21 protein-coding genes and 1 pseudogene are annotated in these 26,354 nt (G+C 49.0%); 7 read left to right on the top strand and 15 right to left on the bottom strand.

The features are described 5' to 3' along the window. Positions 1-3 precede the first annotated feature (3 nt). The 3 genes from coaBC to dnaN are packed head-to-tail and all read right to left on the bottom strand — an operon-like array spanning position 4 to position 3,233. Entirely contained in the window at positions 4-1,194 is a 1,191-nt protein-coding gene (coaBC, locus tag ACQRBJ_RS08580; RefSeq protein ID WP_294970484.1) for a bifunctional phosphopantothenoylcysteine decarboxylase/phosphopantothenate--cysteine ligase CoaBC, read from the bottom strand. A gap of 4 nt (positions 1,195-1,198) precedes the next feature. After that, entirely contained in the window at positions 1,199-2,062 is an 864-nt protein-coding gene (locus ACQRBJ_RS08575) for a 3'-5' exonuclease (RefSeq protein ID WP_264950095.1), read from the bottom strand. A 49-nt stretch (positions 2,063-2,111) separates the two neighbouring features. Continuing rightward, on the bottom strand, positions 2,112-3,233 hold the full coding sequence (dnaN, locus tag ACQRBJ_RS08570) for a DNA polymerase III subunit beta (RefSeq protein WP_445303345.1): 1,122 nt from the start codon (positions 3,231-3,233) through the stop codon (positions 2,112-2,114). Between the two features lie 197 nt (positions 3,234-3,430). Between dnaN and ACQRBJ_RS08565 the strand changes: the two genes are divergently transcribed. Then, a complete protein-coding gene (locus ACQRBJ_RS08565; RefSeq protein ID WP_293630174.1) occupies positions 3,431-3,880 on the top strand; it encodes a DUF3127 domain-containing protein in 450 nt (149 codons plus the stop codon). Positions 3,881-3,993: 113 nt separating this feature from the next. Here ACQRBJ_RS08565 and ACQRBJ_RS08560 read toward each other — a convergent pair whose 3' ends face one another. From ACQRBJ_RS08560 to ACQRBJ_RS08550, 3 genes are all read right to left on the bottom strand, one after another. Then, positions 3,994-5,184 (bottom strand): MFS transporter, encoded by a 1,191-nt coding sequence (locus ACQRBJ_RS08560; RefSeq protein ID WP_295346458.1) that lies wholly within the window; start codon positions 5,182-5,184, stop codon positions 3,994-3,996. Between the two features lie 45 nt (positions 5,185-5,229). Then, a complete protein-coding gene (gene nudC / locus ACQRBJ_RS08555; RefSeq protein WP_445303359.1) occupies positions 5,230-6,006 on the bottom strand; it encodes an NAD(+) diphosphatase in 777 nt (258 codons plus the stop codon). A 201-nt stretch (positions 6,007-6,207) separates the two neighbouring features. Beyond that, on the bottom strand, positions 6,208-7,971 hold the full coding sequence (locus ACQRBJ_RS08550) for a bifunctional metallophosphatase/5'-nucleotidase (RefSeq protein WP_445303344.1): 1,764 nt from the start codon (positions 7,969-7,971) through the stop codon (positions 6,208-6,210). Between the two features lie 109 nt (positions 7,972-8,080). Here ACQRBJ_RS08550 and ACQRBJ_RS08545 point away from each other — a divergent pair, with 109 nt between their 5' ends. Then, positions 8,081-8,899, top strand: a complete 819-nt coding sequence (locus tag ACQRBJ_RS08545) for a DnaJ domain-containing protein (RefSeq protein WP_217761218.1) — start codon at positions 8,081-8,083, stop codon at positions 8,897-8,899. 125 nt (positions 8,900-9,024) lie between these two features. Here ACQRBJ_RS08545 and ACQRBJ_RS08540 read toward each other — a convergent pair whose 3' ends face one another. The 6 genes from ACQRBJ_RS08540 to ACQRBJ_RS08515 all read right to left on the bottom strand — a co-directional run bounded on the left by ACQRBJ_RS08540 (position 9,025) and on the right by ACQRBJ_RS08515 (position 15,885). Further along, positions 9,025-10,302, bottom strand: coding sequence for a zinc-ribbon domain-containing protein (locus ACQRBJ_RS08540; protein ID WP_445303343.1), 1,278 nt, complete (start codon positions 10,300-10,302; stop codon positions 9,025-9,027). Positions 10,303-10,440: 138 nt separating this feature from the next. Continuing rightward, positions 10,441-11,127, bottom strand: a complete 687-nt coding sequence (locus tag ACQRBJ_RS08535; protein WP_153126117.1) for a glycoside hydrolase family 25 protein — start codon at positions 11,125-11,127, stop codon at positions 10,441-10,443. Positions 11,128-11,199: 72 nt separating this feature from the next. Continuing rightward, the gene (locus ACQRBJ_RS08530; RefSeq protein ID WP_294970501.1) at positions 11,200-11,895 is read right to left on the bottom strand and encodes a hypothetical protein; all 696 of its coding nucleotides are present in this window, start codon (positions 11,893-11,895) and stop codon (positions 11,200-11,202) included. 31 nt (positions 11,896-11,926) lie between these two features. Further along, positions 11,927-13,237: a Na+/H+ antiporter NhaC family protein gene (locus ACQRBJ_RS08525; RefSeq protein ID WP_294970503.1), complete on the bottom strand. Its 1,311-nt coding sequence runs from the start codon at positions 13,235-13,237 to the stop codon at positions 11,927-11,929. A gap of 15 nt (positions 13,238-13,252) precedes the next feature. After that, positions 13,253-14,749, bottom strand: a complete 1,497-nt coding sequence (locus tag ACQRBJ_RS08520; RefSeq protein ID WP_294970505.1) for an altronate dehydratase family protein — start codon at positions 14,747-14,749, stop codon at positions 13,253-13,255. 71 nt (positions 14,750-14,820) lie between these two features. Beyond that, positions 14,821-15,885, bottom strand: a complete 1,065-nt coding sequence (locus ACQRBJ_RS08515; RefSeq protein ID WP_445303342.1) for a LacI family DNA-binding transcriptional regulator — start codon at positions 15,883-15,885, stop codon at positions 14,821-14,823. Between the two features lie 396 nt (positions 15,886-16,281). Between ACQRBJ_RS08515 and ACQRBJ_RS08510 the strand changes: the two genes are divergently transcribed. From ACQRBJ_RS08510 to ACQRBJ_RS08490, 5 genes are read left to right on the top strand one after another with little or no spacing between them, the layout of a single operon-like run. Then, positions 16,282-17,304: a sugar kinase gene (locus tag ACQRBJ_RS08510; RefSeq protein WP_294970509.1), complete on the top strand. Its 1,023-nt coding sequence runs from the start codon at positions 16,282-16,284 to the stop codon at positions 17,302-17,304. Positions 17,305-17,331: 27 nt separating this feature from the next. Beyond that, positions 17,332-18,003 (top strand): bifunctional 4-hydroxy-2-oxoglutarate aldolase/2-dehydro-3-deoxy-phosphogluconate aldolase, encoded by a 672-nt coding sequence (locus ACQRBJ_RS08505; protein WP_006846600.1) that lies wholly within the window; start codon positions 17,332-17,334, stop codon positions 18,001-18,003. 45 nt (positions 18,004-18,048) lie between these two features. Then, on the top strand, positions 18,049-21,636 hold the full coding sequence (locus ACQRBJ_RS08500; RefSeq protein ID WP_445303341.1) for a DUF5112 domain-containing protein: 3,588 nt from the start codon (positions 18,049-18,051) through the stop codon (positions 21,634-21,636). Positions 21,637-21,660: 24 nt separating this feature from the next. Next, positions 21,661-22,386, top strand: coding sequence for a DUF5932 domain-containing protein (locus ACQRBJ_RS08495; protein WP_153126131.1), 726 nt, complete (start codon positions 21,661-21,663; stop codon positions 22,384-22,386). Between the two features lie 34 nt (positions 22,387-22,420). Next, complete coding sequence (locus ACQRBJ_RS08490) at positions 22,421-23,035, top strand: ABC transporter substrate-binding protein (RefSeq protein ID WP_445303340.1); 615 nt, start codon at positions 22,421-22,423, stop codon at positions 23,033-23,035. Positions 23,036-23,315: 280 nt separating this feature from the next. On the opposite strand, the gene ACQRBJ_RS08485 is transcribed toward ACQRBJ_RS08490, so the two are convergent. The 3 genes and pseudogenes from ACQRBJ_RS08485 to ACQRBJ_RS08475 all read right to left on the bottom strand — a co-directional run. Next, positions 23,316-24,437: a fimbrillin family protein gene (locus tag ACQRBJ_RS08485; protein ID WP_445303339.1), complete on the bottom strand. Its 1,122-nt coding sequence runs from the start codon at positions 24,435-24,437 to the stop codon at positions 23,316-23,318. Between the two features lie 77 nt (positions 24,438-24,514). Next, a complete protein-coding gene (locus tag ACQRBJ_RS08480; RefSeq protein ID WP_441937863.1) occupies positions 24,515-25,447 on the bottom strand; it encodes a DUF5119 domain-containing protein in 933 nt (310 codons plus the stop codon). Beyond that, positions 25,440-26,039 (bottom strand): annotated as a pseudogene (locus ACQRBJ_RS08475) (DUF3575 domain-containing protein); the annotation flags it as partial. The gene ACQRBJ_RS08480 and the pseudogene ACQRBJ_RS08475, both read right to left, overlap by 8 nt. Between the last annotated feature and the right edge of the window lie 315 nt (positions 26,040-26,354).

Raw genomic sequence — 26,354 nt, 5'->3', positions numbered from 1 at the left:
CACCTACAGGATTTTTGCCAATTCGTTGATGATGTCTTTAGCCACCTCAGTCTTTGGTTTCTTCTCATATTCTTTCTTGCCCTTTTCTGAGATAATCGTTATCTGATTGTCGTCCGTGCGGAATGTGGTTCCCGGATTGCGGGTGGAGTTGAGCACGATGAAGTCGGCATTCTTCTTCTGTCTCTTCTTCTGTGCGTTGGCTTCCTCGTCGTTGGTTTCCAGGGCGAAAGCCACGATTCGCTGGTTCTTCTGCTTCATCTGTCCCAGGGCAGCAGCAATATCGTGCGTAGGCACGAGGCGCAATTCCAGGTCGTCCTTCTCACGCTTGATTTTCCTGTCGGCAACGGCATTCGGCTTGAAGTCGGCAACGGCAGCACAGAGGATGGCTGCATCTGCCTGCTGGAAAGCCAGGGTAGAGGCCTGATACATCTCTTCGCAGCTCTCCACATCGATGCGGTTGATTCCGGGACTGCACGAGAGCGCTACGGGACCGGAGATGAGGGTTACGTTGGCGCCACGGCGCAGGCATTCCTCAGCCAGGGCGAATCCCATCTTGCCGGAAGAATAATTGCCGATGAAGCGCACCGGGTCTATCTTCTCATAGGTGGGTCCGGCAGTAATCATCACGTTCTTGCCCTTCAGATCTTCCTGCTCGCTGAAGAATCGTTCCAGATACTCCACGATGATGTCGGGTTCTTCCATGCGTCCCTTGCCTTCCAGTCCGCTGGCAAGGAATCCCACTTCCGGTTCTATGATATGATTGCCATAGCCCAGGAGGGTCTTCATGTTAGCCTGGGTGGATGGATGCTTGTACATGTCCAGGTCCATGGCTGGTGCAATGAAGACCGGCGCCTTCATTGAGAGGTAGGTGGTGATGAGCATGTTGTCGGCAATGCCGTGAGCCATCTTACCCATCGTAGAGGCGGTGCAGGGAGCAATGAGCATGGCGTCTGCCCAGAGTCCGAGGTCAACATGAGAGTTCCATGTTCCGTCGCGCTGCGAGAAGAACTCGCTCACCACGGGCTTATGGGTGAGGGCAGAGAGGGTGATGGGAGTGATGAACTCCTTGCCGGCTGGCGTGATGACCACCTGCACCTCAGCGCCTTTCTTGATGAGCCCGCGGATGATGAGACAGGACTTATAGGCTGCAATGGAGCCCGTAATGCCCAGTACTATTTTCTTTCCTTTCAACATTCTCCTATTTCCCCATACGCTTATTGTATTCACGGAGGCGAATACGGGTAAGTACCTGCTTGGTATTGTTGGTAAAGTCGCTGCCCAGAACCCATGTGAAGTAGCCTGGGTCGCGGGTCAGGATTTCGCCAACGTCCCAGCCTTTGTATTTGCCGAAGTTGAAGACCTCATGCTTCAGAGGCTCGCCCTTCTCATCGGTCATTACATTGCCGTCAGCATCCTTCACTTCCTGCCATACGATGCGGCCAGCAAAGTCTACATTGTCGTTCTGCTTGGAGAAGGCAGCCAGCTCGTCCATGTCGTTGTTGAGCACGCGCTCCGGTTCGTCCTGAACGCCTGGAGCATATTTGTCGAGCTCAGCCATCAGCACGCGGTAGGTGGCTTCTGTATCCTGGTCAGCTCTATGAGCCTCGAAATCTTCTTCCATCTTTCTTCCGCAGAAGAACTTGTAGGCTGCAGCCAGGTTTCTGCGCTCCATCTTCATGAAGATGGTCTGAGCGTCGATAAGGCGGCACTTGCTGAAGTCGAAGTCGATTCCGGCACGGAGGAATTCCTCTGCGAGCATCGGAATATCGAAATGGTTGGAATTGTAGCCGGCAAAGTCGCAGCCGGTAAACTCCTTGTCGAGTGTGGCTGCCAGCTGCTTGAAGGTAGGAGCGTCCTTGACGTCTTCGTTGCTGATACCTGTGAGGGCTACGACCTCTGCAGGAATCTCCTTCTCCGGATTGACAAAGAGGTTCTTTCTTGTCTCTGTTCCGTCCGGACTTACCTTGATGTATGATATCTGAATGATTCTGTCCTTCACCATGTCCAGGCCTGTTGTTTCAAGGTCGAACACGATTAAAGGCTTCTTTAAGTTGAGTTTCATTTTTCTATTAAAAATATTTGTCTGACGATTCAGTTAAGCCTGCTGCTCCTTAGTCATTCAGGAGCATAGGCATGATGAGCATGAGGACATCCTCGTTTTCAGTCTGCTCTGCAGGAACGATGATTCCGGCACGGCTAGGGTCAGCGAGCTGGAGGATGATGTTGTCGCTATTGATATTGCTGAGCACTTCGTTCAGGCTGCTGCCCTTGAAACCGATGTTGATTGGCGAACCCACATACTCGCATGACATCTGCTCGCGGGCTGATGTAGAGAAGTCCATATCCTCAGAAGAAACCTCCATTCTGCCTGATTCGATGCTGAAACGAACCAGCTGGCTGCTCTCGCTGGCGAAAGGCATTACGCGGCGCAAGGCGCTGATGAGAGCCCTGCGGTCTACGGTTACCTCGTTAGGATTGTTAGGAATCACGGAGTTGTAGTTAGGATAGCGACCGTCAATGAGTCTGCATCTCATCTCGCCGTCAGCGAAAAGGATTTCGGCACTGCGGTCATCAAACTTGATTTCCACGTCATCGCTGTCTCTTGTCAGGATAGCCTTGAGCAGGGAAGCTGGCTTCTTAGGAAGGATGAAAGAAGCTGGAGTCTCGCTCTTGATGGTGTAGTTTCTGTTGCGCACCAGCTTATGGCCGTCGCTGGCAACGATGGCGAGAGCATCGGCAGTGAGGTCGAAATAAATACCGTTCATTACAGGGCGCAATTCATCGTTTGCCGTAGCGAAGAGAGAACGTGAGATGTTGTCAATCAGCACGTTTGTAGGAAGGGCGATGAAATGAGAAGCCTCGTTCATGCTCTGTGTGCGAGGGTAATCTTCCGCATCCTGACCGGTGAAGTTGTAAAGACCGTTCTGGTAAACGATTTTGATAGCAAAGGTCTCCGTGTCAACATCAAAGTTGAGAGGCTGCTCAGGCAATTCCTTGAGCGCATCGAGGATAACTTTGTTAGGTACGCAGAATTCGCCTTCGCCGTCATTGTCTGCCAGTTCGATGGTGCTCTTGATGATATTGTCACTATCGCTGGCAGTAACTGTCATTTCACCATTTGCTACCTGGAAAAGGAAACAATCAAGGATAGGCAAGGAATTCTTGCTGCTGATTACCTTGGCTAGCATGTTGAGCTTGTTGCTCAGTGCAGAACTTGAAACTGTAAATCTCATGAGTATTTATTTTAAATTAATTTTTTATTTTTCTTATTCACCTATTTAATTTAGCATAATCGCTTAATTGAGCACAAAAATACAAAAAATATTGTTCATACACAAAAATAATTGGATAAAAGTTTGAGTTTTAGAACTATTTTTAGTAATTTCGCAGTCAGAATCGTTTGAATCTATAAAAACTTTAAAATATTAATATGGAATTACAAGGAAAGGTTATTGCCGTTTTACCAGAAAGAAGCGGCGTTTCTCAGAGAGGCGAGTGGAAGGCTCAGTCTTATGTTATCGAAACTCACGAAGCATATCCTAAGAAGTTGTGCTTTGATGTTTTTGGCGCAGACCGTATGGCTCAGTTCAATATTCAGAGTGGTGAAGAGATTTTGGTTTCCTTCGATATTGATGCTCACGAGTATCAGGGTCGTTGGTTCAACAGTATCCGCGCATGGAACGTGCAGCGCGTAGATCCTAACGCTGTTGGCGCAATGGGTGGAATGCAGCCTGGTGCTTCAGCATTCCCTCCTATGGGTGCAGCTCCTGCTCAGCCAGCTCCTGCAGCTGCTCCTGCAGCAGGTGCTACTGCTCCATTCCCTCCAGCTCAGCCAGCAGCTCCTGCAGCAGGTGGAAGCGCTGACGATCTTCCATTCTAAGCTGAAATACAGCATTGGAAAACAGTTGAGAGTGTGTCATCATCTTGTTGATGGCACACCCTCATTTTTTTTTTCTTTTTCCGTTTTCTCACGGAACATTTTTTCTGAAAATTCTATTCTACTCTTCTCCGCTTCTCGAAAAAGCTTTTAGAGGCGGCAAAGAACAGAACGACGGCTGCGGCATTTTCGATGGCTACCATCCAGAAGGTTCCGTTGTAGCTGAAATGCTCTGCCACAACACCACCGAGCAGACAGCCGATTCCGAATCCCAAATCCCAACCCGTAAGAATACTGCTGTTGGCTGTGCCTCGCTGGTCGTGGCGCGCCACATTGATAAACATATTCAGGAAGGCAGGATAGAGATGACCGTTGCCCAGACCGATGAGTGCGGCTGAGAGGTAATAGGCTACTGGATGCTTGATGGCGACGAAGATGATGAAGCCCACCAGCGAAATCAGCATTCCTTCGGCTGCATTCTGCGTTAACTTGCCTTTGCTCAGTGCCTTACGACCCTGCAAGCGGGAGAGGAACAAGCCCATCGAAAGAATGGCAAAATAGGTTCCCGTTCCGCCCGTAATACCGAGTTCTTCCTTGCTGTAGATGGCAAGATAGTTGCTCAGAACACCCCAGCAGAAACCAAACATGCAGATGTTGATGGCGAGCAGCCAGGCACGGGTCAGGAAGAATCGGTCCAGGGACAGCTTCTCCTTGTTCTTCACAATCTCCTTCTCCGGCAGATGAACCGTTCCGGCAATCACCACCGAAGCGATGGCTACGATGAAGGCAATCCAGAACAGCACCATGTAACTGCCCACCATATTATGGAGATAGATTCCGACAGACGGAGCTATTGCCATGGCGAAATTGTTGCTCAGTCCGTAGAGGCCAATGCCTTCGTTGCGGCGGCTGGCAGGCAGGACATCAATGGCGCAGGTACTGTTGGCAACGGTTACGGCGCCAAACGGTCCGCCATGCAGGGTTCGGCAGATGGCAAACATCAGGATGGTGCTGGCAGCAATGTATCCTGCAAAGAAGATGGCGAAGAATGCCAGGCAGATCATCAATACTTTCTTTCGAGAGAACCCGTCTACCACATAGCCGCTGAAGGGGCGGACGATGAGGGCTGCCACAGTATATCCGCTCAGTACAATGCCGATTACATCCTTTGTTGTCCCGAAGGTCTCACTCAGATAGAGCGGGAGCAACGGGGTGAGAAGATAGAAGGCGAAGTAGAGCAAGAAATTGGTCGTCATCACCTTCACATAGTTAGCATTCCAAAGTTTCTCTTTCATCTCTTGTTGCATTCTTGTTTCTTGTTCAGAACAAAAGTTTCTTGTTGCGTTCAACTATTAAATCTTGCCCTCCAGCCAGGCGTCAATCAGGCGGCGGGCAATGGATAATTTCTCAGGAAGGATAGGGAGGTTGTCCTTGCTAAACCACTTACCGCGAGAGAGTTCCTCTTTCTGCAGGTGGATTTCTCCATCCACATATTCTGCCGTATAGCCCACCATCAGTCCACTTGGATAAGGCCATGGCTGGGAACTGAAATACTTCACGTTCCTGATGGTAAGTCCCGTCTCTTCCATCACCTCGCGATGCACGGCTTCTTCCAGGCTTTCGCCCGTCTCTACGAATCCGGCTACGAGAGAATCGAAGTTGCCCTTGAAGTTGCGGGCATGAACGAGAAGAACCTGATCGCCCTTCTTGATGAGCACGATGATGGCGGTGGCGAGAGATGGCCAGACCTGCTTGCCGCACTGGGTGCATTTCTTACTGATGTCGGTTGCCATCTGCATCGGAGCGCCACAGACGCCGCAGAAATGGGTGTTCATGTCCCAGTAGTTCAGTTCCTGGCACTTGCCAGCCTTCTGATAAAGCTCAGGTGTGAGCTTATAGAAACTGGGGCGCAGACCGCACATCTCGAACTTCGGATGGTCTGTGACGGGTTCCGGAATGGTGAAGGTTTTCACCTCCGTTCCGTCCTCCATCGGAGTGATGTTAAGGATGTGGGTCCAGGGCTTTGTCTCTATCGGACATTCCTCACTACATGGAATCGTATAGGTTCCGTCTTCTCTCTTCTCCAGCAAGAGGTCACTCTTGCAAAATATAAACCAATACTTCATAATATATTTTTTCTCAAGTTTTGCAAGTTAGTCCCACACGCTCTGAACCAACGGTCACCGGCGTGTGGGAAGAAACTTGCGAAAGTTCAGTTATGAGCCCACTTTAAAAAGTCATTTTTGATAATTCCTCCAAAAGTAACCATCTGATAATCAAATGGGGTTATAGAAAAAAGAACCAAAAACTACTTTTTAAAGTGGACTCAGTTATTTTTCCTTGCCGAACAGCAATTCATAGTCGCGCTGGGCAGCAGGCTTGGTCCATGCTTCCGGTACGAACTTCCAGTTGTTGTTGGCTTTAGCCTCGATAGTGCCCATCTTTTCGATAGCTTCCATCAGGTAGTAGCGCTGGTCGCGCTTGCTGCGGTAGATGATTCGACTGTCCAGACTGTCCTTTGGAATTCCGGCGCCACGAGTGAGAAGCTCTCCGCCACCATTGCCACGATAGCTATTTACGGCTACATTGTACCATTTCTTCTCATCGAAAGGCTGACCGTTGCTCATGCGCAGAATCTTCACCTTCTCTCCGTCTGGCTTCGTAACATCCACCTCATAGTCGATTCCTGCAGCACTGTCAAAGTTGAAGGAGAGATTCTTGAAGCCCAGGCGCTGCTGATCGCCCTTGGTCTGGGTGTCGAGCAGAAGCAGATGATCATCAGGACTCTTCATGGTGTTCACCCAAAGGTCATAACTCATCTCCAGATGCTTGCGAATCTCTTCACCGGTGAGGCGCATCACGTAGAGCTGATTCTCATATTTATAGAGGTTGAACATATCGCTCACGTAGACAGGGCCAGCGTTGATGGTGGAATTGAATTGGAGCGGAGCGTTGAAGGAAATGTCAGCCTTGGTCATTTCGAGCTGCAGGTTGAGGATGAAATCATTGAAGGCGCAGCTTCCGAAGAACGATTCACGGCTGTGGATGGTGTTCTTGAAAGTACCAATCTGCTTGCCCACATATTGGTTGATTTCTGCAATCTGAGGCTCGAAAGCCTTCATGAATTCCTCGTCGATAGGACATTTTGTCACATCGGCAAGGTTTCCTACCACTTTCTTGTCAGTCACTACATATTGCTTCTTACCGTTCACCTTCTTCTTGTTGAGGGTCAGAGTAATCTCTGCATCAGCTACGGAGAGGGCGTTATTGGCAGGGTCGAGACAAATAACAGACTTGCCTTCCACATTGGTAACAGTCTCGTTGCATCGAGTGTGGTCATGACCAAAGAGTACTAGGTCGAAACCTGGCACATCCTTTGCAACTCTGAGCGAAGCATCCTCTTCATATTCAGGGGTAACGATTCCACCGTCCTTACCACTATGGAAGACGCCGATTACCACGTCCGGCTTCTCGTTCTCCAGGATGTGCTTCATCCATTTCCGGGCACTGGTCACCATGTTCTCGAAATGGAGACCGCTCCAGAGATTCTCTGTCAGCCAGTTAGGAATGGCTGGAGTCAGCAAGCCGAGCACGGCAACCTTCACACCCTCGCGGTTCAGGATGATGTAAGGCTTGACGTAAGGCTCTCCAGTCTTGGTGTCGATGATGTTGGCTCCCAAAACAGGGCAGTTCAACTCCTTGATCCATTTGTCGTAAACAGGATGACCGGTCTCAACATCATGGTTACCGAACGCCTGCGCATCATACTTCATATAGTTGACCACATCCGAAGCCACGTTGCGAGCCTGGGTGTTCACATAATTATAATAGTAGCAGGTGGGCTGCCCCTGCAGAATGTCGCCATTCTCCAGGAGGATAACATTGTCCTTATACGTCTTTCGAAGGTCGTTGACGTAGGAAGAAACTCTAGCCAGAGTACCTGCCTTTGGCTTCCGGTTGATGAAATCGTAAGGGAAGAAGGAACCGTGGACGTCACTCGTTTCGATCACTCTCAGTTTTACGGTACGTTGCTGTGCCATAGCGGGTGAGTTGATGGTAAGCGCCAACAAGAGCGCTGCAAATACTAGTTTCATATTACTAAAAAGTTATTATTACTCTGCAAAAGTACAAAAAAGTTGGCAATTACGGCATACTTTTTGTTGGATAATTCAAAAAATAATTAAAAATAGGAGGTATAAGAATATGGCATTCGTAGATTATTACAAAATTCTTGGTGTTGACAAGAACATTCCTCAGAAGGATGTTCGAGCAGCCTATCGTAAGAGAGCTAAGCAGTTTCATCCTGACTTGCACCCTAACGACCCGAAGGCTAAGGCTAAGTTCCAGGCTTTGAACGAGGCGTATGAGGTGTTGTCAGATCCAGATAAACGTGCCAAATACGATCAGTTTGGCGAGAACTGGAAGAACGCCGGTGGCTTCGGTGGTGGTGGATTTGGTGGCGGCAGTGCCGGTGGCGCTGGCGGCAATCCGTTTGAGGGCTTCGACTTCAGCAGTTTCGGAAGTGGCGGAGGTGGATTCTCCAGCTTCTTCGAAAATCTCTTTGGCGGCGGCCGTTCCCGCAGCAGCCAGGGCGGTGCTGGTTTCGGCGGCTTCGGAGGCGGCGCTGGAACGGGCGGCTTTGGTGGCTTTGGCGGTTTCGGTGGAGCCAATGCCGGTTATGGCGCAGGTGCTGACTTCGGTACTGGCGGTTGCAACGGCGGCTGCGGCGGTCAGCAAGGTGCTCGAACCAACAATGGCGAAATGAACATGAACGTGAACATCGACATGTATACTGCCTTGCTGGGTGGTGAAGGAATCATCACGCTGAGCAACGGTTCGAAGATTAAGTTGAAGATCAAGCCTGAGACTCAGAACGGAACGAAGGTTCGTGTTCGTGGCAAGGGTTACGACCGTGGCGATGGAACCTTCGGTGATCTGATGATCACCTATAATGTGAAGTTGCCAACCGGCTTGAATGACAGACAGAAAGAGTTGCTTCGCCAGATGAAGGACGCAAAGTAGAAGTCAGATGCAATAAACAAAATCACCCTGTAAGGGCAAAAGCTTTAAAATAAGTCATTGAAACTTGAATGCTTTTGTTCTTACAGGGCGTTTTTATTTTCCCATATTTTATTTTCCCATGTTTTTTATTGAGCAGGAGTTACCTTCGACATATTGAATGATGAAATCTTCAGGTCAGGAGAAACGGTGCTCGAAATCTTGAACAACTGTTCGTGCTTGGAACCGTCAGTCTTGTCAACCACCTGCTTGGCGGTGAACACTACCTGATATTCATATTCGCTGTCGCCAATCTCACGTTTCTTGATCTGATAATCATTGTTGATGTGCCAGTTCATGTTGGCAACATCCTCCTTATAGAGCTTGTCCATAAAGGTAACGACATCCGATTTCGGTGCAGAATTCTTGCCCAGCAGTGAAGAGAGAATGTCTTCGCAGTTGGCGAGCAACCCATCACCATCATGAGCGTTGATGCTCTGGAAGAACTGGCGATAGAGACTAGAGATAAATTCTTTCTCTTCCGGCTGCAGGTCACGCCCCTTCACTTTCTTCAGGGCATTCTCAGCCTCTTCGATGTGCGAACCGTCTCTGTGGTCATCCAGGTAGGTCTGATAAGCATCAGCCGTATCCGCATTCTTAGCCACATTCCAGTCGATGGAATCAATCTTGTTGATGGCTTCCTGCTTATGAATGCTGTTCGGATATTTCTCCAGATAAGCCTGCAGCGCATCTTTAGAACCGCTTACCACGGCATTGGTCCAGTCCTGATCCGTCTGCTTCAAACGGTCAAGATGGGCTGTAATCGAATCGCGGTGGGCTTCGTCTGCGTCCTTGTAGGTGTCCAGATAACTCTGCAGAACCATCGGGTCAGTACTCTGCATGGCGTATTCGTAAGCTTCCATCTCCTTGTTCTTGTTGGCATTGTCATAGAAGTAATACAGGATTCCGAAGACGAGAACAGAGAAGATGAGCGAGATGATCAGAATGCTTCTGGTTCCCTTCTTCTTTTCTGGTTCCTTGTTTGCCGGATTCTGCTCGCCTCCGTTTCCGTTAGCTGCCGTTGGGCGTACTGGTGGAGGTGGAGGAGTTGCAGGCATTCCCGGATTTGCCGGTCTTGCTGGCTGCTGCATGGTTTGTCTTGCTGGCTGCTGAACTGGAGCAACCGGTTCCACTGGCTGTGCAGGCTGCACCGGTACAGAAGGAGCAGGAGAGAATCCGCCTCTGCCACCTACCAATGTCGGATTGGGAGACTGGCAGTTAGGACACATTTCAAGATAATTGAAATATACCTCTCCGCAGTTAGGGCATTTGGTGATTTTGCCCGCAATCTCTACACCGCAGCTTGGACATGTTGGTGCTTTATCGCTAATTTGGCGTCCACATTCTGGACATTTTATAATTGCCATAGTTTTATTTAAAGTTTATTGATTTACATATTTTAATTTCCAGATATCATTGATTTTCTAACCTCAAGCCCACACTTTTACCCCCTGAAGCTAATCATAAAGTTCAAAGCTCCAAGTTCAAAGTAACGAAGTTCAAAGTCATCGATGTCTGAATCTGATTTCTCTCAGTCTATGCCTTCCCATGAAGCGGCTTTTGTCAACATAACCATTGATTCCGTTCAGTCTGCCTTTACCTGTATACTGCCACATCTCGAAGTCTCTGCCGTCTGCCAATACGGGTTCCCGCTTGGAGTATTGGGCAATCATGAGCTTGTAGCTGTCCAGCTTGCCCAGCAGATAATGGTCGTAGAAGTTGGCTCCAGTATAGATGAGCGGCTTCTGTCTGTAGGCTTTTTCTACCAGATGCAGGAACTTGAACAGCGAGTCGCAGAACTCTTCAGTTTTCAGTCCGCTCTTGGTCTCCACGTCTATCATCGGCAGCAGGTCCTGATCCCCAGGTCGGCATTGTGCCATGAAATTCTCCAGCTGCGTCTGCTGCGGAATCCTGGCGCGGTAGAAGTGGTAGGATCCTACCTTGAGCCCGTACCGGTGAGCCAGGTCAATGTTCTTCTTATACTTGGCGTCTACGTTGGTTCCGCCTTCAGTAGCTTTCAGATAGACATAAGCCATCTTGGAATTATCACCTACAGTTTCCCAAAAGACATTCCCTTGGTAATGGCTGAGGTCAATACCATGTACATGACTGCAGGTATCTTCACATTGCACTTGAGCATGAAGCCCAAGGGTAAAAATAATGGTAATTATTGTTATGATACTTCTTTTCATAACTGCAAAGATACGAAAAACGTCCGATATATGCATCAGACGTGTTCGTTTTTTATATAAATTTATATTTCACTATTCTTCGATTTCCGAAAGTGAACGGAAGAAGTTGTTCATGAAATTGCTCATAGTCTCTATCGGAGCATACTGCAGGAAGCGCATGCTTCGGCGCAGATTCTTGCGCATGGTGCCTCCAGTAGTATGTACGAAGCCGGCATTGTTCTGTTCAAACTGGATGTCCTGATGCTCCGTAATGTTGTAATAGAGCGAGCGCAGCGTATGCTTGTATGCGCCAGGCTCTACGTGGCGAACAAACGGGATTTCGTCCTGTTCAAAGTCAAAGAAGGTGATGAGCACGCTTCCTTCCAGCTGTGCGATGCGCTGGATGCGAAGTCTGGTAAGCCATTTCTCCAGTTTCACGAAGTCTACCTTGTCGCCTTTCGTGCGCAGGTAGTTGCCCAGCTGGATGATTCCCTTCAGATTGATTCCGCTCTTCAGGATGCTGTTCACATTGCCCACGATGATGCGCAGCAGGTAGACGGTTTCTATCGAGGTGTCGATAGCATGGCGTTCGTCATCTTGTATCTTGGTAAGACGGCGATTCAGAAAACTGTTGTTCATGCGAACTTCTCCCTCTGGAATGTCGCTGAGGTTCTTCATCATCTGGGCAATCTTCTGCATCTTGAAGGTTGTCATTGGTTCCAGTTCTTCATCGGTTCCGAAATTCTCGGAACGCAGCTTGATGAAAAGGTTTCTCTGTAAAAAGTTCATATCGCCTGATTTTTAAATGATATTTTTCTGTTTAATAATATCGCTTCGGATAGCGGAAGATGATTGCGAGGAATGCGGCAATACCGATGGCTACCGGATAGTAGAGATAGGGCAGAATGTCCATCGGACTGATTCCTGCCAGACCGGCTGCCAGAAGCATCTGAACTCCGTAAGGAATCATTCCCTGCACCATACACGAGAAGGTGTCGAGGATACTGGCTGCCTTGCGGTTGTCTACGCCAAACTTATCACCTATCTTCTTTGCGATATTTCCTACAGTCAGGATTGCCACCGTGTTGTTGGCTGTGCAGATATTCACCAGCGATACGAGCGCAGCAATGGAGAGTTCGGCTCCACGCTTGCCGTGAACACGGGCGGTAATCTTGTCGATGATATAGTTGATTCCTCCGTTTTCCCGGATGATTTCCAGCATTCCGCCTGCCATCATGGCGATAATCACCAGCTCGCCCATGCCCGTGATTCCATTGCCCATTGCCGAGAACCAGCCAAACAGGTCGTAGGAGAGGGGAGAACCGAGATAGTAGCTTGCCACGCCGATGAAGCCACAGAGTATCGTGCCCATTGCCAGAACAGCCATCACGTTCATGCCGGCTATGGCGCAGACGAGTACTAATATATAAGGTAATACCTTGACGTATTCCACGTCTGCAATGTCGGTTGGAGCCTGAAGACCGATTCCCATCACGGCATAGACGCCGAGGATGATGAGGGCTGCAGGACCCACGATGAGCGAATTCACCCTGAACTTATCGCTCATCCGGCAACCTTGCGTTTGGGTTGCCACCACCGTCGTATCAGAGATGAACGAAAGGTTGTCGCCAAAATAGGCGCCACCCACGATGATGGCGGTCATCATACCCACATTGCCGTGCATGGAACTAGCCAGTCCGGCTGCAATAGGAACCAGCGCCACCACCGTTCCTACGCTGGTACCGATGGAGACGGAGATGAAGCAAGCCGCCAGGAAGAGTCCTGGAAGAATCATGCTGGCAGGCAGAACGCTCAGCGCCAGGTTCACGGTGGCGTCTACAGCCCCCATCGCCTTTGCCGATGCTGCGAACGCACCTGCCAGTACGTATATCCACAACATGAGCATCAGGTTGTTGGCACCAGCACCTTTACTGTAGGTATCTACTCGCTTCTTGATGGGCATTCCACCCGAAATCGCCACGGCATAGATACTGGATATCATGAATGCCACGGTGAGCGACAAGCTGGTGTCCTTGTGAGTCGCATCCGTAGAATAGACGGTGAACACTGCGATGAGGACAATCAGCAGAAATAACGGCGATAGCGCCAGCAAACCTTTTTTATTACTCATGTTTTATATTTAATGTTACAATGTTACTCCATTCTTGAAAATGGAGATTTCGCTGTAGCCGTTCTTCTCATTGCGGGCTTCCTCGCCATTGGCTACGGCGATAATCTTATCGATAAACTTACGTACAAGATCCTTCATCTCAGTACCCTCTACCAGTTCACCAGCATTGAAGTCAATCCAGTTTGGCTTGTTCTTTGCCAGATTGCTGTTGGTAGAAATCTTCATGGTTGGTACGAAGGTGCCGAATGGCGTTCCACGACCGGTGGTGAAGAGTACGAGCTGGCAACCTGCAGAAGCCAGTGCTGTGGCTGCTACGAGGTCATTGCCTGGAGCTGAAAGGAGGTTGAGACCGGTAGTCTCCAGACGATCACCATACTGCAATACGCCGCTGACCGGAGCACGGCCGCACTTCTGTGTACAGCCCAGCGCCTTGTCTTCGAGGGTAGAGATTCCACCAGCCTTATTGCCTGGAGAAGGATTCTCGCCAACTGGTTCACCGTGGCTGAGGAAGTACTCCTTGAAGTCGTTGATGAGGTGAACAGTCTTGTCGAAGAGTTCCTTGTTTTCACAACGGTTCATCAGGATGGTCTCTGCACCAAACATCTCAGGCACCTCGGTGAGGATAGATGTTCCGCCCTGAGCAACCAGCCAGTCAGAGAATTCACCTACCAATGGATTGGCTGTGATTCCGCTGAAGCCGTCAGAACCGCCACACTTCAAACCTACGCGGAGCTTGCTTACCGGCACGTCCTCGCGCTTGTCTTCCTTAGCCTTCTGATAGAGGTCACGGAGCAGCTTCATGCCTTCCTCCAGCTCATCGCCTTCAACCTTCTGTGTTACAAGAAGTTTGATGCGGTCCTTATCGTAGTCGCCAAGCATCTCCATGAAAGCGTCAGCCTGATTGTTCTCACAGCCGAGAGAGAGTACGAGCACAGCGCCAGCATTTGGATGAAGGCAGATGTCTCGCAACACCTTACGGGTGTTCTCATGGTCGCCTGAAAGCTGAGAACAGCCATAGTTATGGTGCCATGCGTGGATGGCGTCGATTCCCTCGCAGTTGGTCTCCTTCTTCAGGAGTTCAACAAGCTTCTCTGCGATTCCGTTCACGCAGCCCACAGTAGGGACCACCCAGATCTCGTTTCTTACACCTACTTCGCCGTTCTTGCGAACGAATCCCTTGAAGGTGCGGTTCTCCTGTGCGATGCTCAACTGCTCGTCTACTGGGTTGTAGGTATACTCCAGAGTTCCGGCAAGATTGGTCTTGAGATTATTCTCGTTCACCCATTCGCCCTGCTTCAGGTCCTTCTTGGCGTGGCCGATTGGATAACCATACTTGATGATGTCCTTTCCTTCGGCAGCATCGTCGATGAGCACCTTATGTCCAGCAGGAGTATCCTGCAACAGGGTGATGGTCTTACCATCTACCTCAATCTCTTCGCCCTTCTTCATTGGGCGCAAGCAAACCACTACCGAGTCGGCAGGGTTAATCTTGATAAAGCTTGATAGTTTCATTCTGTAGTTGTTTTTATATATTTATAATTATGTATATATTCAAATACTTATTTCCTTCAATCAGAATCATTTTAGATTTGCGTTCTGCGATAGAAGTCTACGTTCTCCTTCATCAGCAGCTCGATAGGCATGTAGTTCACGGTGGTCACCTTCTTCTTCAGCACGATTGCCCGGAAGAGGGTGTCTACACAGTAGTAACCCTGCATGTAGGCGTGCTGTGCGATGAGGAACGAGATGCTTCCCTCGCGCAGACAGTGGGCATTCTTCTCCACCATGTCATAGCCCATGATCTGAACATCACGGCGGTTGGTTTTCAGGAGGAAGTCGCCCACGATATGTGCCTTCGATGTCATGGTGATGCAGTGATGCGTATCCGGATGCTCGGCAAAATATCTCTCCAACATCTTCACGTATTCGTTTCGGGTTCCGTTGAGCGGCAGGTCGAGTACCTTGATTTCCACCTGTGGGAAGTGATCGTGCATGTAGTGGCGGAAACCTACCTCTCGGTTGTCCTGCTGCTTGCTGACCACCTTTCCGTCCTTGGTCTGTCTCATCAGCATGATTTCCTTTTCGCCACTGGCAATCATCATCAGCACCTTGGCTGAGAAGAAGCCAGAGCAGAACGAATCCTGACCGAAGAATGAGAGCGGACGCAGGTCGGGCATGTATGAGTCGAGGAGGATGAAGGGGATGCTTTTATGATGCAGCTGTACGGTCAACTCCCGTGTTACGGCGAGCGAAGACGGAACCACGATGACGCCCTCAGGCTGTGCTTCCAGAATCTCTTTCGACATATCACGGAACGAATCCTCATTGGAGCGCTCGTAAAATCTGATTTCTACGTCGATATGGAAATCGCGGCGCACCTCTTCACACTTCTTTGCACCTTCCTCTATCTCTTCCCAGTAAGCTTCCGATTCGTGCTTAGGGATGAGCAGATAGAAGGTGTACGATTTGTTGTACGCCAATGCACTGGCGTACATGTTGGGTTGGTAATTCATCTCCTTCAGCGCCTTCTCCACCTTTTCACGGGCAGTCTTGGATACGTTGGGGCGCTCATGGAGAACTCGATCAACCGTTCCGACGGATACGCCAGCTCTTTCAGCAATATCCTTGATTCTGATTTTTTCGGCCATTGTTTTAAGTATTTATTTTTGAGGAAAGCTTCGCGCGAACATTATTATATAGTAATAAGTGCCGGCTGTGCATTTCCATCAATTGATTATTGAACCAAAGCATGTGTGTGCGACCACAGTTCATACTTTCGGGCACAAATATACAATAAAAAAATGAATTGTGCGAATACACAGCTGTTTTTTTGCACAAAAACCAAAAAAAAGTATTGAAAAAAGGAAAAATACGGGTAAAAACGAAAAAAAATCCCTTTTTATTTCGTTATTTGGGAAATTATGGTTATTTTTGCCAACGATATGAGACGGTGACTTAAAACATTGTCAAGATCATGTAATGATGAGTTCCTAGAATTGTCAATTACAAACAAACATAAAAACAATAAATTAAAACTATCAACAATGGCAAAAATTGTAACATTAGGTGAAATTATGCTTCGTTTGTCACCAGAAGGCAACGAGCGCTTCATTCAGAGTGATTCATTCCGCATCATCCCTGGCGGTGGTGAAGCTAACGTAGCTGTCAGCTTGGCTAACTATGGTCACGAGGCTTACTTCGTATCTAAGCTGCCAAAGCACGAGATTGGTCAGATTGCCCTGAATGCTCTCCGTCGCTATGGTGTAAACACTGATTTCATTGCTCGTGGTGGCGACCGTGTTGGTCTTTACTATGCTGAGACTGGTGCTTCTATGCGCCCATCAAAGGTTATCTACGACCGTGCTCACAGCGCTATCGCAGAGGCTGATGCTGCAGATTTCGATTTCGATAAGATCATGGAGGGTGCCCAGTGGTTCCACTGGAGCGGTATTACTCCTGCTATCAGCGACAAGGCTGCTGAGTTGACCAAGTTGGCTTGTGAGGCTGCTAAGCGTCATGGCGTAACTGTTTCTGTTGACCTCAACTTCCGCAAGAAGCTGTGGACTTCAGAGAAGGCTATCTCTGTGATGCGTCCTTTGATGAAGTACGTTGACGTTTGCATCGGTAATGAGGAAGATGCTCAGCTCTGCCTGGGCTTCAAGCCAGATGCTGACGTAGAGGGCGGCAAGACAGATGCTGAGGGTTACTACGGCATCTTCCAGGGTATGATGAAGGAGTTCGGATTCAAGTATGTTGTTTCTACTCTCCGTGAGTCTCTCTCTGCTACACACAACGGCTGGAAGGCTCTTATCTATGACGGCAAGGACTTCTACCAGAGCAAACACTATGATATCAACCCTATCATCGACCGCGTAGGTGGTGGTGACTCTTTCTCTGGTGGTCTGATCCACGGTCTCCTGACCAAGGAGACTCAGGCAGAGGCATTGGAGTTCGCAGTAGCTGCTTCTGCATTGAAGCACACTATCCCTGGCGACTTCAACCTCGTTTCTGCTGATGAGGTAGAGAGTCTTGCTGGCGGTAACGCTAATGGTCGCGTTCAGCGATAACATTTAACACTTAACATTAAAATAAAAATGGCAAAGTTTAGCAAAATGCAGGTCATGGCAGCCATGAAAGAGACTGGTATGGTTCCTGTATTCTTCAATAAGGACGTTGAAATATGCAAGAACGTAATCAAGGCTTGCTATGAGGGTGGCGTTCGCGTTTTCGAGTTTACTAACCGTGGTGACTTCGCTCACGAGATTTTCGGTGAGTTGGTAAAGTGGGCTGACAAGGCTTGCCCTGAGATGATCTTGGGTGCTGGTACAGTGGTTGACGCTGGTACAGCTTCTCTCTATCTCCAGTTGGGTGCCAACTTCATCGTAGGTCCTAACTTCAACCCTGACATTGCACCAGTCTGCAACCGTCGCCTGGTACCATATTCACCAGGTTGTGGCTCTGTTACAGAAATCAACAATGCTCAGGCAGCAGGTTGCGATGTGACCAAGGTATTCCCTGCAGGTAACGTAGGTGGTCCTTCATTCGTCAAGAATGTGATGGCACCATTGCGTTGGAGCAACATCATGGTAACAGGTGCCGTAGAGCCAACAGAGGAGAATCTTACTCCTTGGATCAAGGCTGGCGTTCTCTGTGTAGGTATGGGCTCTAAGCTCTTCCCTAAGGAGACTGTTGCTGCTGGCGACTGGGCTGCTATCACAGCTAAGTGCCAGGAAGCTCTTGGCTATATTGCCAAGGCTCGCGCTTAATTTTGAAAATCGTTTTTAAATAAAAGTTGTTTGGTTTTTATGCTTATGCATAAAAAGAAATGTCATCTTTATAGCGTCGTCATCAACCTTGTGGTGGTGGCGGCGCTTTTCTTTTCAGCTTGTTCGCCTGCCCATCAGTATGAGGTTGATAAGTTGAACAGCCAATCCTATGCTCTTCACTATCGCAACCTCGACTCTACCAAAGTGCTGGCAAAGAGAGCCTTAGCTCTTTCCGGCGATTATCCTACCGGTTATGCAGAGGCTTGCAACAACCTTGCCTTCGTGGCTATAGCCAAGATGGATTACAAGCTTGCCAAACAGTGGCTCAACCAGGTGGAAGAACGCAGCGACAACCAGATAGAACTCCTTATTGCCGACGTCCAGAATATGCGACTCTGTCAGCGGGAAGCCCGCAACAAGGATTTCTACGCCTATCGTGAGAAAGCGATGCGCCGACTGCGCCGAATAGGCGAGGAGACTGATAACCTTCCTCCTCGTGAATATCAGCGTGCGGTCTATGCCCAGTCAGAGTTTGCGGTTGTGGCTTCCACTTATTTCTATTATGTGCAGTTGGAGAAGCCGATGATGCAAGCCCTGAACCAGATAGACCCTGACGCCTTGGAGCAGGACACAGCCCAGTATCTGAACTATCTCTACAATTACGGTTCGGGTGGAGCGATTACCCACGGTACTCAGCACGAGATTCTGCAGGCAGAATTCGATATGCTCATCAGATGCTACATGCTGGCGAGCGGTCCTAATCCTTATCCTTACTGGCAGGCGAATGCCCTTCAAGCTATCAGCGAACATATCCAGGATGAAGACAACCGGGAGTTCCTCATCAGGAACAACCTGCCTGCCTTCCAGTATCTCAACATCGAGCAGATGCCAGCCAACCTGCTTGCCGGCAACTTTGCCCAGCGGGCGCTCAATCTCTTCAGCAGCTATGGCGATGTTTATCAGACGGCAGGAGCCCATCGTACCCTTGCCGAGTGCTATTGGCAAATCAGGGATTACCAGTCGTCGCTCGACTGTCTGAACCATGCGCTCTATGACAACAAGGCTATCTTCCAGGCGCCCGACCTCGTGGCTTCCATCCGCGAGCAGATGAGCCTGGCTTATTCCGCACTCGACGACAAGGTGAAGAGCGACTACAACCGCAACGCCTATCTCGACCTGCAGGAGTCTTCCCGACAGGACCGCCAGCTCGAAGCCCGTGCAGCCCAGCTCGACGATATCGCCACGATTCTCAATGTCATGATCATCGCCGTGATAGCCATGATTGTCATTGCCGTCATCCTGCTCTATGTCTTCGACTATATGAAGCGCAAGAAAGCCAAGGAGGAATCCACGGAAGAACTGCTTAAACCTCTGCATGAACGAATGGAACTTAATGCTCAGAAACATAAAGAATTCCTTGAGAAGTTTGAAGAGGAAACAGAACGCCGTATGGAATTGATGATGAGAGTATCTGCCAACAAGGAACGCAACGTGGAGCAGCGCACCAAAGTGGAGTTTGCCAACTCAAATCTTTCGTATATAAACCGTATGCTGAACGAGGTGACCCGACTCTGCAAGGGTGGTGAAACCGAGGAGGTAAGAAAACAGCGCTACCAGTATATATTGGAACTGGTAGATGTCATTGAAGATTATAACAGTACCCTGACACGCTGGATTCAGATGAAGCAGGGAATGCTGAATCTCCGCATTGAGAGCTTCTCCCTGCAACATCTCTTCGACATTGTGGAGAAGGGAAAGACGAGCTTCCAGATGAAGGGCATCAGGCTCGTGGTGAAGCCGACGGATGCTGTTTTGAAAGCCGACCGTGCCCTGACGCTCTTCATGATCAATACGATAGCCGACAACGCCAGGAAGTTTACTCCTGCCGGTGGCGAGGTAGTCGTCGAGGCTCAGGTCAAGGCAGAGGATAAGTATGTGGAGATTTCCATCACGGACAACGGAAGGGGTATGGACGAGGAACAGCTGGCTCATGTCTTCGACCGCGCCTATACCGGCGGACATGGTTTCGGACTGATCAACTGCAAGGGAATCATCGAGAAATACAAGAAGACGAGCCGCATGTTTGACAAGTGCGATATTTCTGTACAAAGCAAGGTGGGCAAGGGGAGCCGTTTTGCCTTCCGCCTTCCTGCGGGTCGTATGCTCCTGCTGTCGTTGCTGATAGCCCTGTTCTCATGTCTTCCTTCAGGCAGCGCCTGGGCAAAGATGCAGAAATCTCATGGCTCTCATCATCAGCACAAGCGTGCAGCCGTTCAGAAGCCGCTCAATCTGCAGCGAGCCGACCAGTATGCCGACAGCGCCTATTTCAGCAATGTCAACGGTCATTACGAGCGCACGCTTGCCTTCGCCGATTCAGCAAGAGAGTTTCTCAACCGCCATTATCTCTCGCTCCGACCTAAGGGAACCTTCCTGATGGTGAAGTATCCCAAGTCGGGAGCCATAGCCGAACTGCAGTGGCTCAGAGACAGTCTGCCAACCGACTACAACGTGATTCTCGATATCCGCAACGAGAGTGCTGTGGCAGCCCTGGCGCTCCACCAGTGGGACCTGTATGCCAGCAACAACAAGGTCTACACCCAGCTCTTCAGGGAGATGAGCGCCGACAATACGCTCGATGAATACGTGCGCACGATGGAGGTTTCCAAGAACTCCAAGAATGTGGCGGTGGTTCTCCTGATACTCCTCCTGCTGCAGCTGCCGCTGGCTTACTATCTGCTGTATTATCGCCACATCCTGCGCTATCGCTTCGCCGTAGACAAGGTGAATACCATCAACCAGATTCTGCTCAGCAGCAGCTCTGACAAGGAAAAGCTGCAGCGAATCAGCGAGATATGGGATGAGAAAACCAGCCGTAGAGCCAACAGCGAACAGCTCAACGAGGTGGTGGTGCGCATCGAGAAAGCGCTGAACGACGGCATTGCAGATGTCCGGAAGGACTACAGCAGACTGGAACTGCTGGAAGATGAAATCCATCGAACGGAATACGAGGGCGACAAGCTGTATGTTGCCAATCAGGTGCTCGACAACTGTCTCTCTGCCCTGAAACATGAAACGATGTATTATCCGTCGCGCATCCGACAGCTCATCGAAACCAATCCCGATGATGTGGAATCGCTACGCGAGCTGATAGAGTATTACAAATCGGTATATACCATGCTGAGTACGCAGGCGATGGAGCAGGCGAAGGGCATGGTAAGGCTGGATTACCACCTGCTGGAGCGTCTTTTCGAAATCCTGATAGCCAATACGAAGAAGTGCGACATCAGAATCGAGACTACGGACGGAAATCCTTATGCCGAGGTGTATGTGAAGCAGCATGAGTCGGCTTACGTTTCCCGCCAGATTACCGATTTCTTTTCTTCAACTACCGTGGATGTCAATTATCTCGTGGCAAGACAGATAGCCAGAGAGGTAGGTGATATTACCAACTTGCGCGGCTGCGGTCTCAGTTCCACTGCCGGATCTGACGGCAGTGCTATCATCACGGCTGTCCTGCCTGTAGCGGTCGTTAAGAGAATCGACTTCGAGGGCTTGAAGGAAAGATGGAAACATAAGGTTGAATTAGAAATAACAGAAGTTCAGCATGAGAAAACTCAAGCTGGAGTTGAATAGAAATACTTAAAATAGAATAGAGATATGGAGAATTTTAAAGTGATTATAGTAGAAGATGTGCCACTGGAGCTGAAAGGTACCGAAGGCATCTTCAAGACCGACATTCCTGAGGCAGAAATCATTGGAACTGCCGAAAACGAACCGGCTTACTGGCGACTTATCAAGGCGCAGAAGCCCGACCTCGTACTGCTCGATCTGGGATTGGGCGGTTCTACCACCATTGGCGTGGAAATCTGCCGCAGCACCAAGCAGCAGTATCCCGACGTGAAGGTGCTCATCTTTACGGGCGAGATCCTCAACGAGAAGCTTTGGGTGGATGCGCTGGATGCCGGATGCGACGGAATCATCCTAAAGAGCGGTGAACTGCTCACCCGTGGTGATGTGGCGAGCTGCATGGGCGGCAAGAAGATGGTCTTCAACCAGCCTATCCTGAAGAAGATTATCGAGCGATTCAAGAAGAGCGTAAACAGCGAGCTGATGCGCCAGGAGGCTCTCATCAATTACGAGATTGATGAATATGACGAGCGTTTTCTGCGCCATCTTGCCCTGGGCTACACCAAGGAGCAGATTACTGGCCTGCGAGGAATGCCTTTCGGCGTGAAGAGTCTGGAGAAGCGCCAGAACGAGCTGGTGCAGAAGCTGTTTCCTGACGGCAACAACGGCAATAGCGTGAATGCCACCCGACTGGTGGTAAGGGCCTGCGAACTGCGCATCCTGGATATTGATAATCTCGTCGCTGACGAGGAGTAGGTCACGAGGGAGATAAGTCATGGGAAATAGGACTATGAGGAATAGGATATCGATTTATCGGAAGTTGACCCGTTTGGGGGCATGGCTGGCTAGCGGATTGCTGGTTGGCCAGTGCGTTCTAGTGCTGGTATCGTGGCTGCAGACGGCTGCGATGCCGGAAACCTTCCCGCGCACGTTGCTCAATGCCGAGGGCATCCGATGGTTCTTCGGACGCTTTACGGAGAATCTGATGCAGCCGATGCTGGTCTGGCTCCTGCTGCTCTGCATCTCGCTGGGGGCACTCTACAGGAGCGGTCTGCTTCATTTCAACGGCAGGGAATATCGCCAGCGGGTAGCCATGCGAGTGGTGTTTTTCGAGTTTCTGCTGTTCGTCTTCGTGATGGTTTGTCTCACGATGGTTCCCCATGCTATATTGCTGAACGTGATGGGTGGCATCTGGGGCAGTAGTTTTACGAAGAGTCTCCTTCCGTACATTTGTTTTGCGGTCATGGTGATGAGTCTCACCTTTGGTGTGGCGAGCAACCGCTTCCGTTCGCTCACGGAGGCTTATGAGGCGTCGTATTTCGGCATCCGCATCTTTGCTCCGCTCTATCTCCTCTACGTTCTCTCCGTCCAGCTCTACAGTTCCCTGGTTTATCTTTATTTCTAAAAGGACGGGGCTAATATCTCTGTGAATTATGAAAATATCTCTGAGAGATAAAAAAATATCTCCGTGGGATATGAAAATACAGAACTTTCTCATGTGGTTCAAGAACGGGCTAGGAGCTTCTGCCCTTTCAGGGCGTATGGGGAAAACGGGCTTCTTAAACTATGGGTAAAAAGGGTAGGGATATAAAAAAAGCCCTACAAGAGGTAGCTTGTTGCAGTTCTCTTGCAGGGGATTTTTGTATATAATTGGGCTTACTTGTGAAGTTTTTTCCTAATGATGGTTACTGCTGGCTGTTAATATCTTTGTTTTCATCTTTCCATGTTTCTACGGATGGTTCGAAACTTATTGGAGTTAAAACTGGATTTCCCTTTTCTGTGTAACCACCACCGAATATCAAGGTGTAGACATAACGCTTGCCTGGTTGCCAATCAGCTTCGAATGGTACATAGAGCTTCTCAAATTTTGTTGCAGTACCATGTGGATACGTGCCATCAATTGAAATCTTGCAGATTATCTCCAAATAACATTGCTTGGCAACATCAGCTTCTTCAATAGTCATTGGTGTTGATGCTGTAGTTGCCCATTTCGTTAACTGCTGTGGAACGAAGAGAATAGACTTTGTAAAGACATCCGTACCGGTATTGTTTACAGATGTTGTTCCATTCATTCCTATCGAGAATGTTCTAGATATTCCGGTAAGTTGCCAATCTTTATTGGCTGGGATACCAGTTGGTATTGTGAAGATACCTCCTGTGTTTACATTGTGAATATTTATACTCTCAATTTCAACTTGCATATTTGCATCTTGAGTTTTTGCTTTAAATGCAACCTGACACAATATGTGCTTGAAAACTAAACCAACCTTACCTGCATTATTATCTTTAGTCTGATTTTTTGCTGTAGCATACATTACGTCTAGATTGGAAATACCTTTGTTTTGTCCAAATTCATCAATGCAAGTATATGTAATTTGCTGGCTATCTTTATTAAAATTCCAACCATAATGAGTCATCATATTCTCCATATCAAATGTAGCAGGATTTACAGCATAAAAATCCAATGGTTTTACTGTACCTGGCCAATATTTGATATCAGCACTATTAGCATAGTCCCATTTTCCAGTTGTGTGATTAATTTTAACACCATTCCATGCGGGCTCAGTATCATTTTCACCCATAAAAGCGTTACCATCACCATCAAAGGCATATACCTTGAAGTCCGTTGATGTGATATTCCCAGCATCAATAATCTCTGCTCTAGATCCCATCTGGCTGCCAACGGTATGGAAGCCGATTGGGGTCTTTTCCTGAACGGTGTCAATGCTTGCGAGCTCGGTGTCCGAGCATCCTGACAGCGATGCCATTACGGCAAAGGCTGCGGTTAATAAATAAATTTTGTTCATAAGATAATTAAATTTACTGAAACATTAAATATATAATTGGTTTATTTTACCTGAAAACTTTCTGAATCGCATATTTTCTAACACTGAATATCCGTGTTTACGTCTGCCCAGTCATCGGCTCCTACGTCAAATCCGGCATCGTCCTTGATGCCTCCGGAATCCTCCGGAATGCCGAAATCAAAGTTCAATACCAGATGAACATTGCCTATATGGCCCTCTACAGGGAAGGAACGGACCTGCTGGGTTACGTCCTGCTCCAGAACATGCAACTTGCCCGTGCGACTCTTGATGTAGAGCTTGAACACATGAGGCTCGGTGCTCTTCTGGCGATAGCCGAAGGTGTAGAAGCCGCCCCTGATCTGACCGTCCTTTACCTCGCCGCCAAACAGCAGGCGCTCGGATGGAACATCATCGGGCAACTCATCGTTTGCCAACAGCAGCGAACCCGACATTCCAGAAAGACTCGCCCTGATGTCAGCCACTCTCTCAAGATGGCGGATGCCATGCACCTCGTAGGTGTATCGGCTCACCTTGTTCTCGGGATAGAGCGTGATGACCAGCTCGTCTTCCTTGCCATTGTCCTTGACCGAAACCGTTTCCAGATAGTAGCCGCACATCCACGGAGGAGTGATGCAGGCATGCTCGCCATCAGGCGTCTGAACGGAGCGGGTATAGGCGGTAAACTGCCAGAAACTGTCAGTATTCTTCCACAGAATGCCGTCGGCATCATAGTTGTAGCTCGCCACGGCATAGTCGTTGACTGGCAACTCTATCGTCCGGCCTTCACCATACGGGAAGTCGAATATCCAGGGATCACCTTTGCCTTGGAGAGGGAAGAAGATGACTCGCATTCCTTCCGGCTTCTCGAAGTCTGCCAGCTGTTCCCATTTCAGCACCACTCTGAGGGAGCGGAACTTGACGGTTTCGGGGAATTTGAGTTCCTTATGCTCGCAGGAAGTCAGGATAAGGGTGAGCAGGAGGATGAAAAATGTAAGGATTCTTCTAATCATCGCCACCTCCTTTCCAGTCTGTGGAATCCATCAGAAAAGAATTTTTCCTTCTGGATTTTCCCTGATTACAGTTCCCTTTGCCCAGGAGCCAGACGAGGGATATTTCAGCCTTTGTAGGGCCTATCCATTGCCGCTTCTTCGTGGCTTGCCATACGTATTCACCGTCCTGTGGGAGATATTCGTGGTAGATTCCGCCCCAGTATCCGGCTCCGATAGTGAAATCGATGTTCCATCTTCGGGCGATGGGGAGGGAGTAGCCATATTCGGCTCCCACCACGTAGTTCATCTTGTCCCAGAGCGTGCCACCGGGCTTGCCGCCCATGTAGCCCCTTCCACCGGTTTCGAAATCGTAGGTGAAAATCTGGCCGTACACCCCGACATGATGCCCCGTGAGGGCTTTCCTTCGGGCTGCCTTTCCCAGCCATTTGCGCAAGGCAACATCACCACCGTAGGCTCGCCAGTACCAATGGCTACGGTCGTTGTTCCACCAGCCATACATGGCGTTGGCGGCAACCGTCCATCTCTTGCCGAGGTCGAATTCCACTCCTACGTTGGGAATCAGTAATGCGTCATATATTATGTTCGTCCGTACATCCATATTGAATGGTTTGTTCATCTTCACGGAGTCGTTCTCATGCTTGACATTCTGTGCTGGCGCTCTGCCGCCATATACTAAGAATGTGATGAGGAGAATATAATTGGTTATCCTGTTCATCATAAATTCTGAGAATTGTATATTTTTTACTGTTTTTATTCATTTTCGACTGCAAAGGTAAGAAAAGTTTGTAATATTTCCAAATTGTAATAGTTAATATATTATAAAGAAAGCAGGATTGTTATTATTTGTTAAAAACGTTGCCTTTTGGGGAACAAAATTTAAGGGAAGTTAGAGGGAAGTTAGAGGGAA

The sequence above is a fragment of the Prevotella sp. SGI.167 genome (genome assembly GCF_050313615.1).
Taxonomy (GTDB): Bacteria; Bacteroidota; Bacteroidia; order Bacteroidales; family Bacteroidaceae; genus Prevotella.
This window is presented reverse-complemented; position numbering and strand designations above follow the sequence as displayed.

Coding starts and splice junctions, on each gene's coding strand:
- coaBC (WP_294970484.1), bottom strand. CDS start 1,194: ATGTTGAAAGGAAAGAAAATAGTACTGGGCATTACGGGCTCCATTGCA.
- ACQRBJ_RS08575 (WP_264950095.1), bottom strand. CDS start 2,062: ATGAAACTCAACTTAAAGAAGCCTTTAATCGTGTTCGACCTTGAAACA.
- dnaN (WP_445303345.1), bottom strand. CDS start 3,233: ATGAGATTTACAGTTTCAAGTTCTGCACTGAGCAACAAGCTCAACATG.
- ACQRBJ_RS08565 (WP_293630174.1), top strand. CDS start 3,431: ATGGAATTACAAGGAAAGGTTATTGCCGTTTTACCAGAAAGAAGCGGC.
- ACQRBJ_RS08560 (WP_295346458.1), bottom strand. CDS start 5,184: ATGCAACAAGAGATGAAAGAGAAACTTTGGAATGCTAACTATGTGAAG.
- ACQRBJ_RS08550 (WP_445303344.1), bottom strand. CDS start 7,971: ATGAAACTAGTATTTGCAGCGCTCTTGTTGGCGCTTACCATCAACTCA.
- ACQRBJ_RS08545 (WP_217761218.1), top strand. CDS start 8,081: ATGGCATTCGTAGATTATTACAAAATTCTTGGTGTTGACAAGAACATT.
- ACQRBJ_RS08540 (WP_445303343.1), bottom strand. CDS start 10,302: ATGGCAATTATAAAATGTCCAGAATGTGGACGCCAAATTAGCGATAAA.
- ACQRBJ_RS08535 (WP_153126117.1), bottom strand. CDS start 11,127: ATGAAAAGAAGTATCATAACAATAATTACCATTATTTTTACCCTTGGG.
- ACQRBJ_RS08530 (WP_294970501.1), bottom strand. CDS start 11,895: ATGAACTTTTTACAGAGAAACCTTTTCATCAAGCTGCGTTCCGAGAAT.
- ACQRBJ_RS08525 (WP_294970503.1), bottom strand. CDS start 13,237: ATGAGTAATAAAAAAGGTTTGCTGGCGCTATCGCCGTTATTTCTGCTG.
- ACQRBJ_RS08520 (WP_294970505.1), bottom strand. CDS start 14,749: ATGAAACTATCAAGCTTTATCAAGATTAACCCTGCCGACTCGGTAGTG.
- ACQRBJ_RS08515 (WP_445303342.1), bottom strand. CDS start 15,885: ATGGCCGAAAAAATCAGAATCAAGGATATTGCTGAAAGAGCTGGCGTA.
- ACQRBJ_RS08510 (WP_294970509.1), top strand. CDS start 16,282: ATGGCAAAAATTGTAACATTAGGTGAAATTATGCTTCGTTTGTCACCA.
- ACQRBJ_RS08505 (WP_006846600.1), top strand. CDS start 17,332: ATGGCAAAGTTTAGCAAAATGCAGGTCATGGCAGCCATGAAAGAGACT.
- ACQRBJ_RS08500 (WP_445303341.1), top strand. CDS start 18,049: ATGCATAAAAAGAAATGTCATCTTTATAGCGTCGTCATCAACCTTGTG.
- ACQRBJ_RS08495 (WP_153126131.1), top strand. CDS start 21,661: ATGGAGAATTTTAAAGTGATTATAGTAGAAGATGTGCCACTGGAGCTG.
- ACQRBJ_RS08490 (WP_445303340.1), top strand. CDS start 22,421: ATGAGGAATAGGATATCGATTTATCGGAAGTTGACCCGTTTGGGGGCA.
- ACQRBJ_RS08485 (WP_445303339.1), bottom strand. CDS start 24,437: ATGAACAAAATTTATTTATTAACCGCAGCCTTTGCCGTAATGGCATCG.
- ACQRBJ_RS08480 (WP_441937863.1), bottom strand. CDS start 25,447: ATGATTAGAAGAATCCTTACATTTTTCATCCTCCTGCTCACCCTTATC.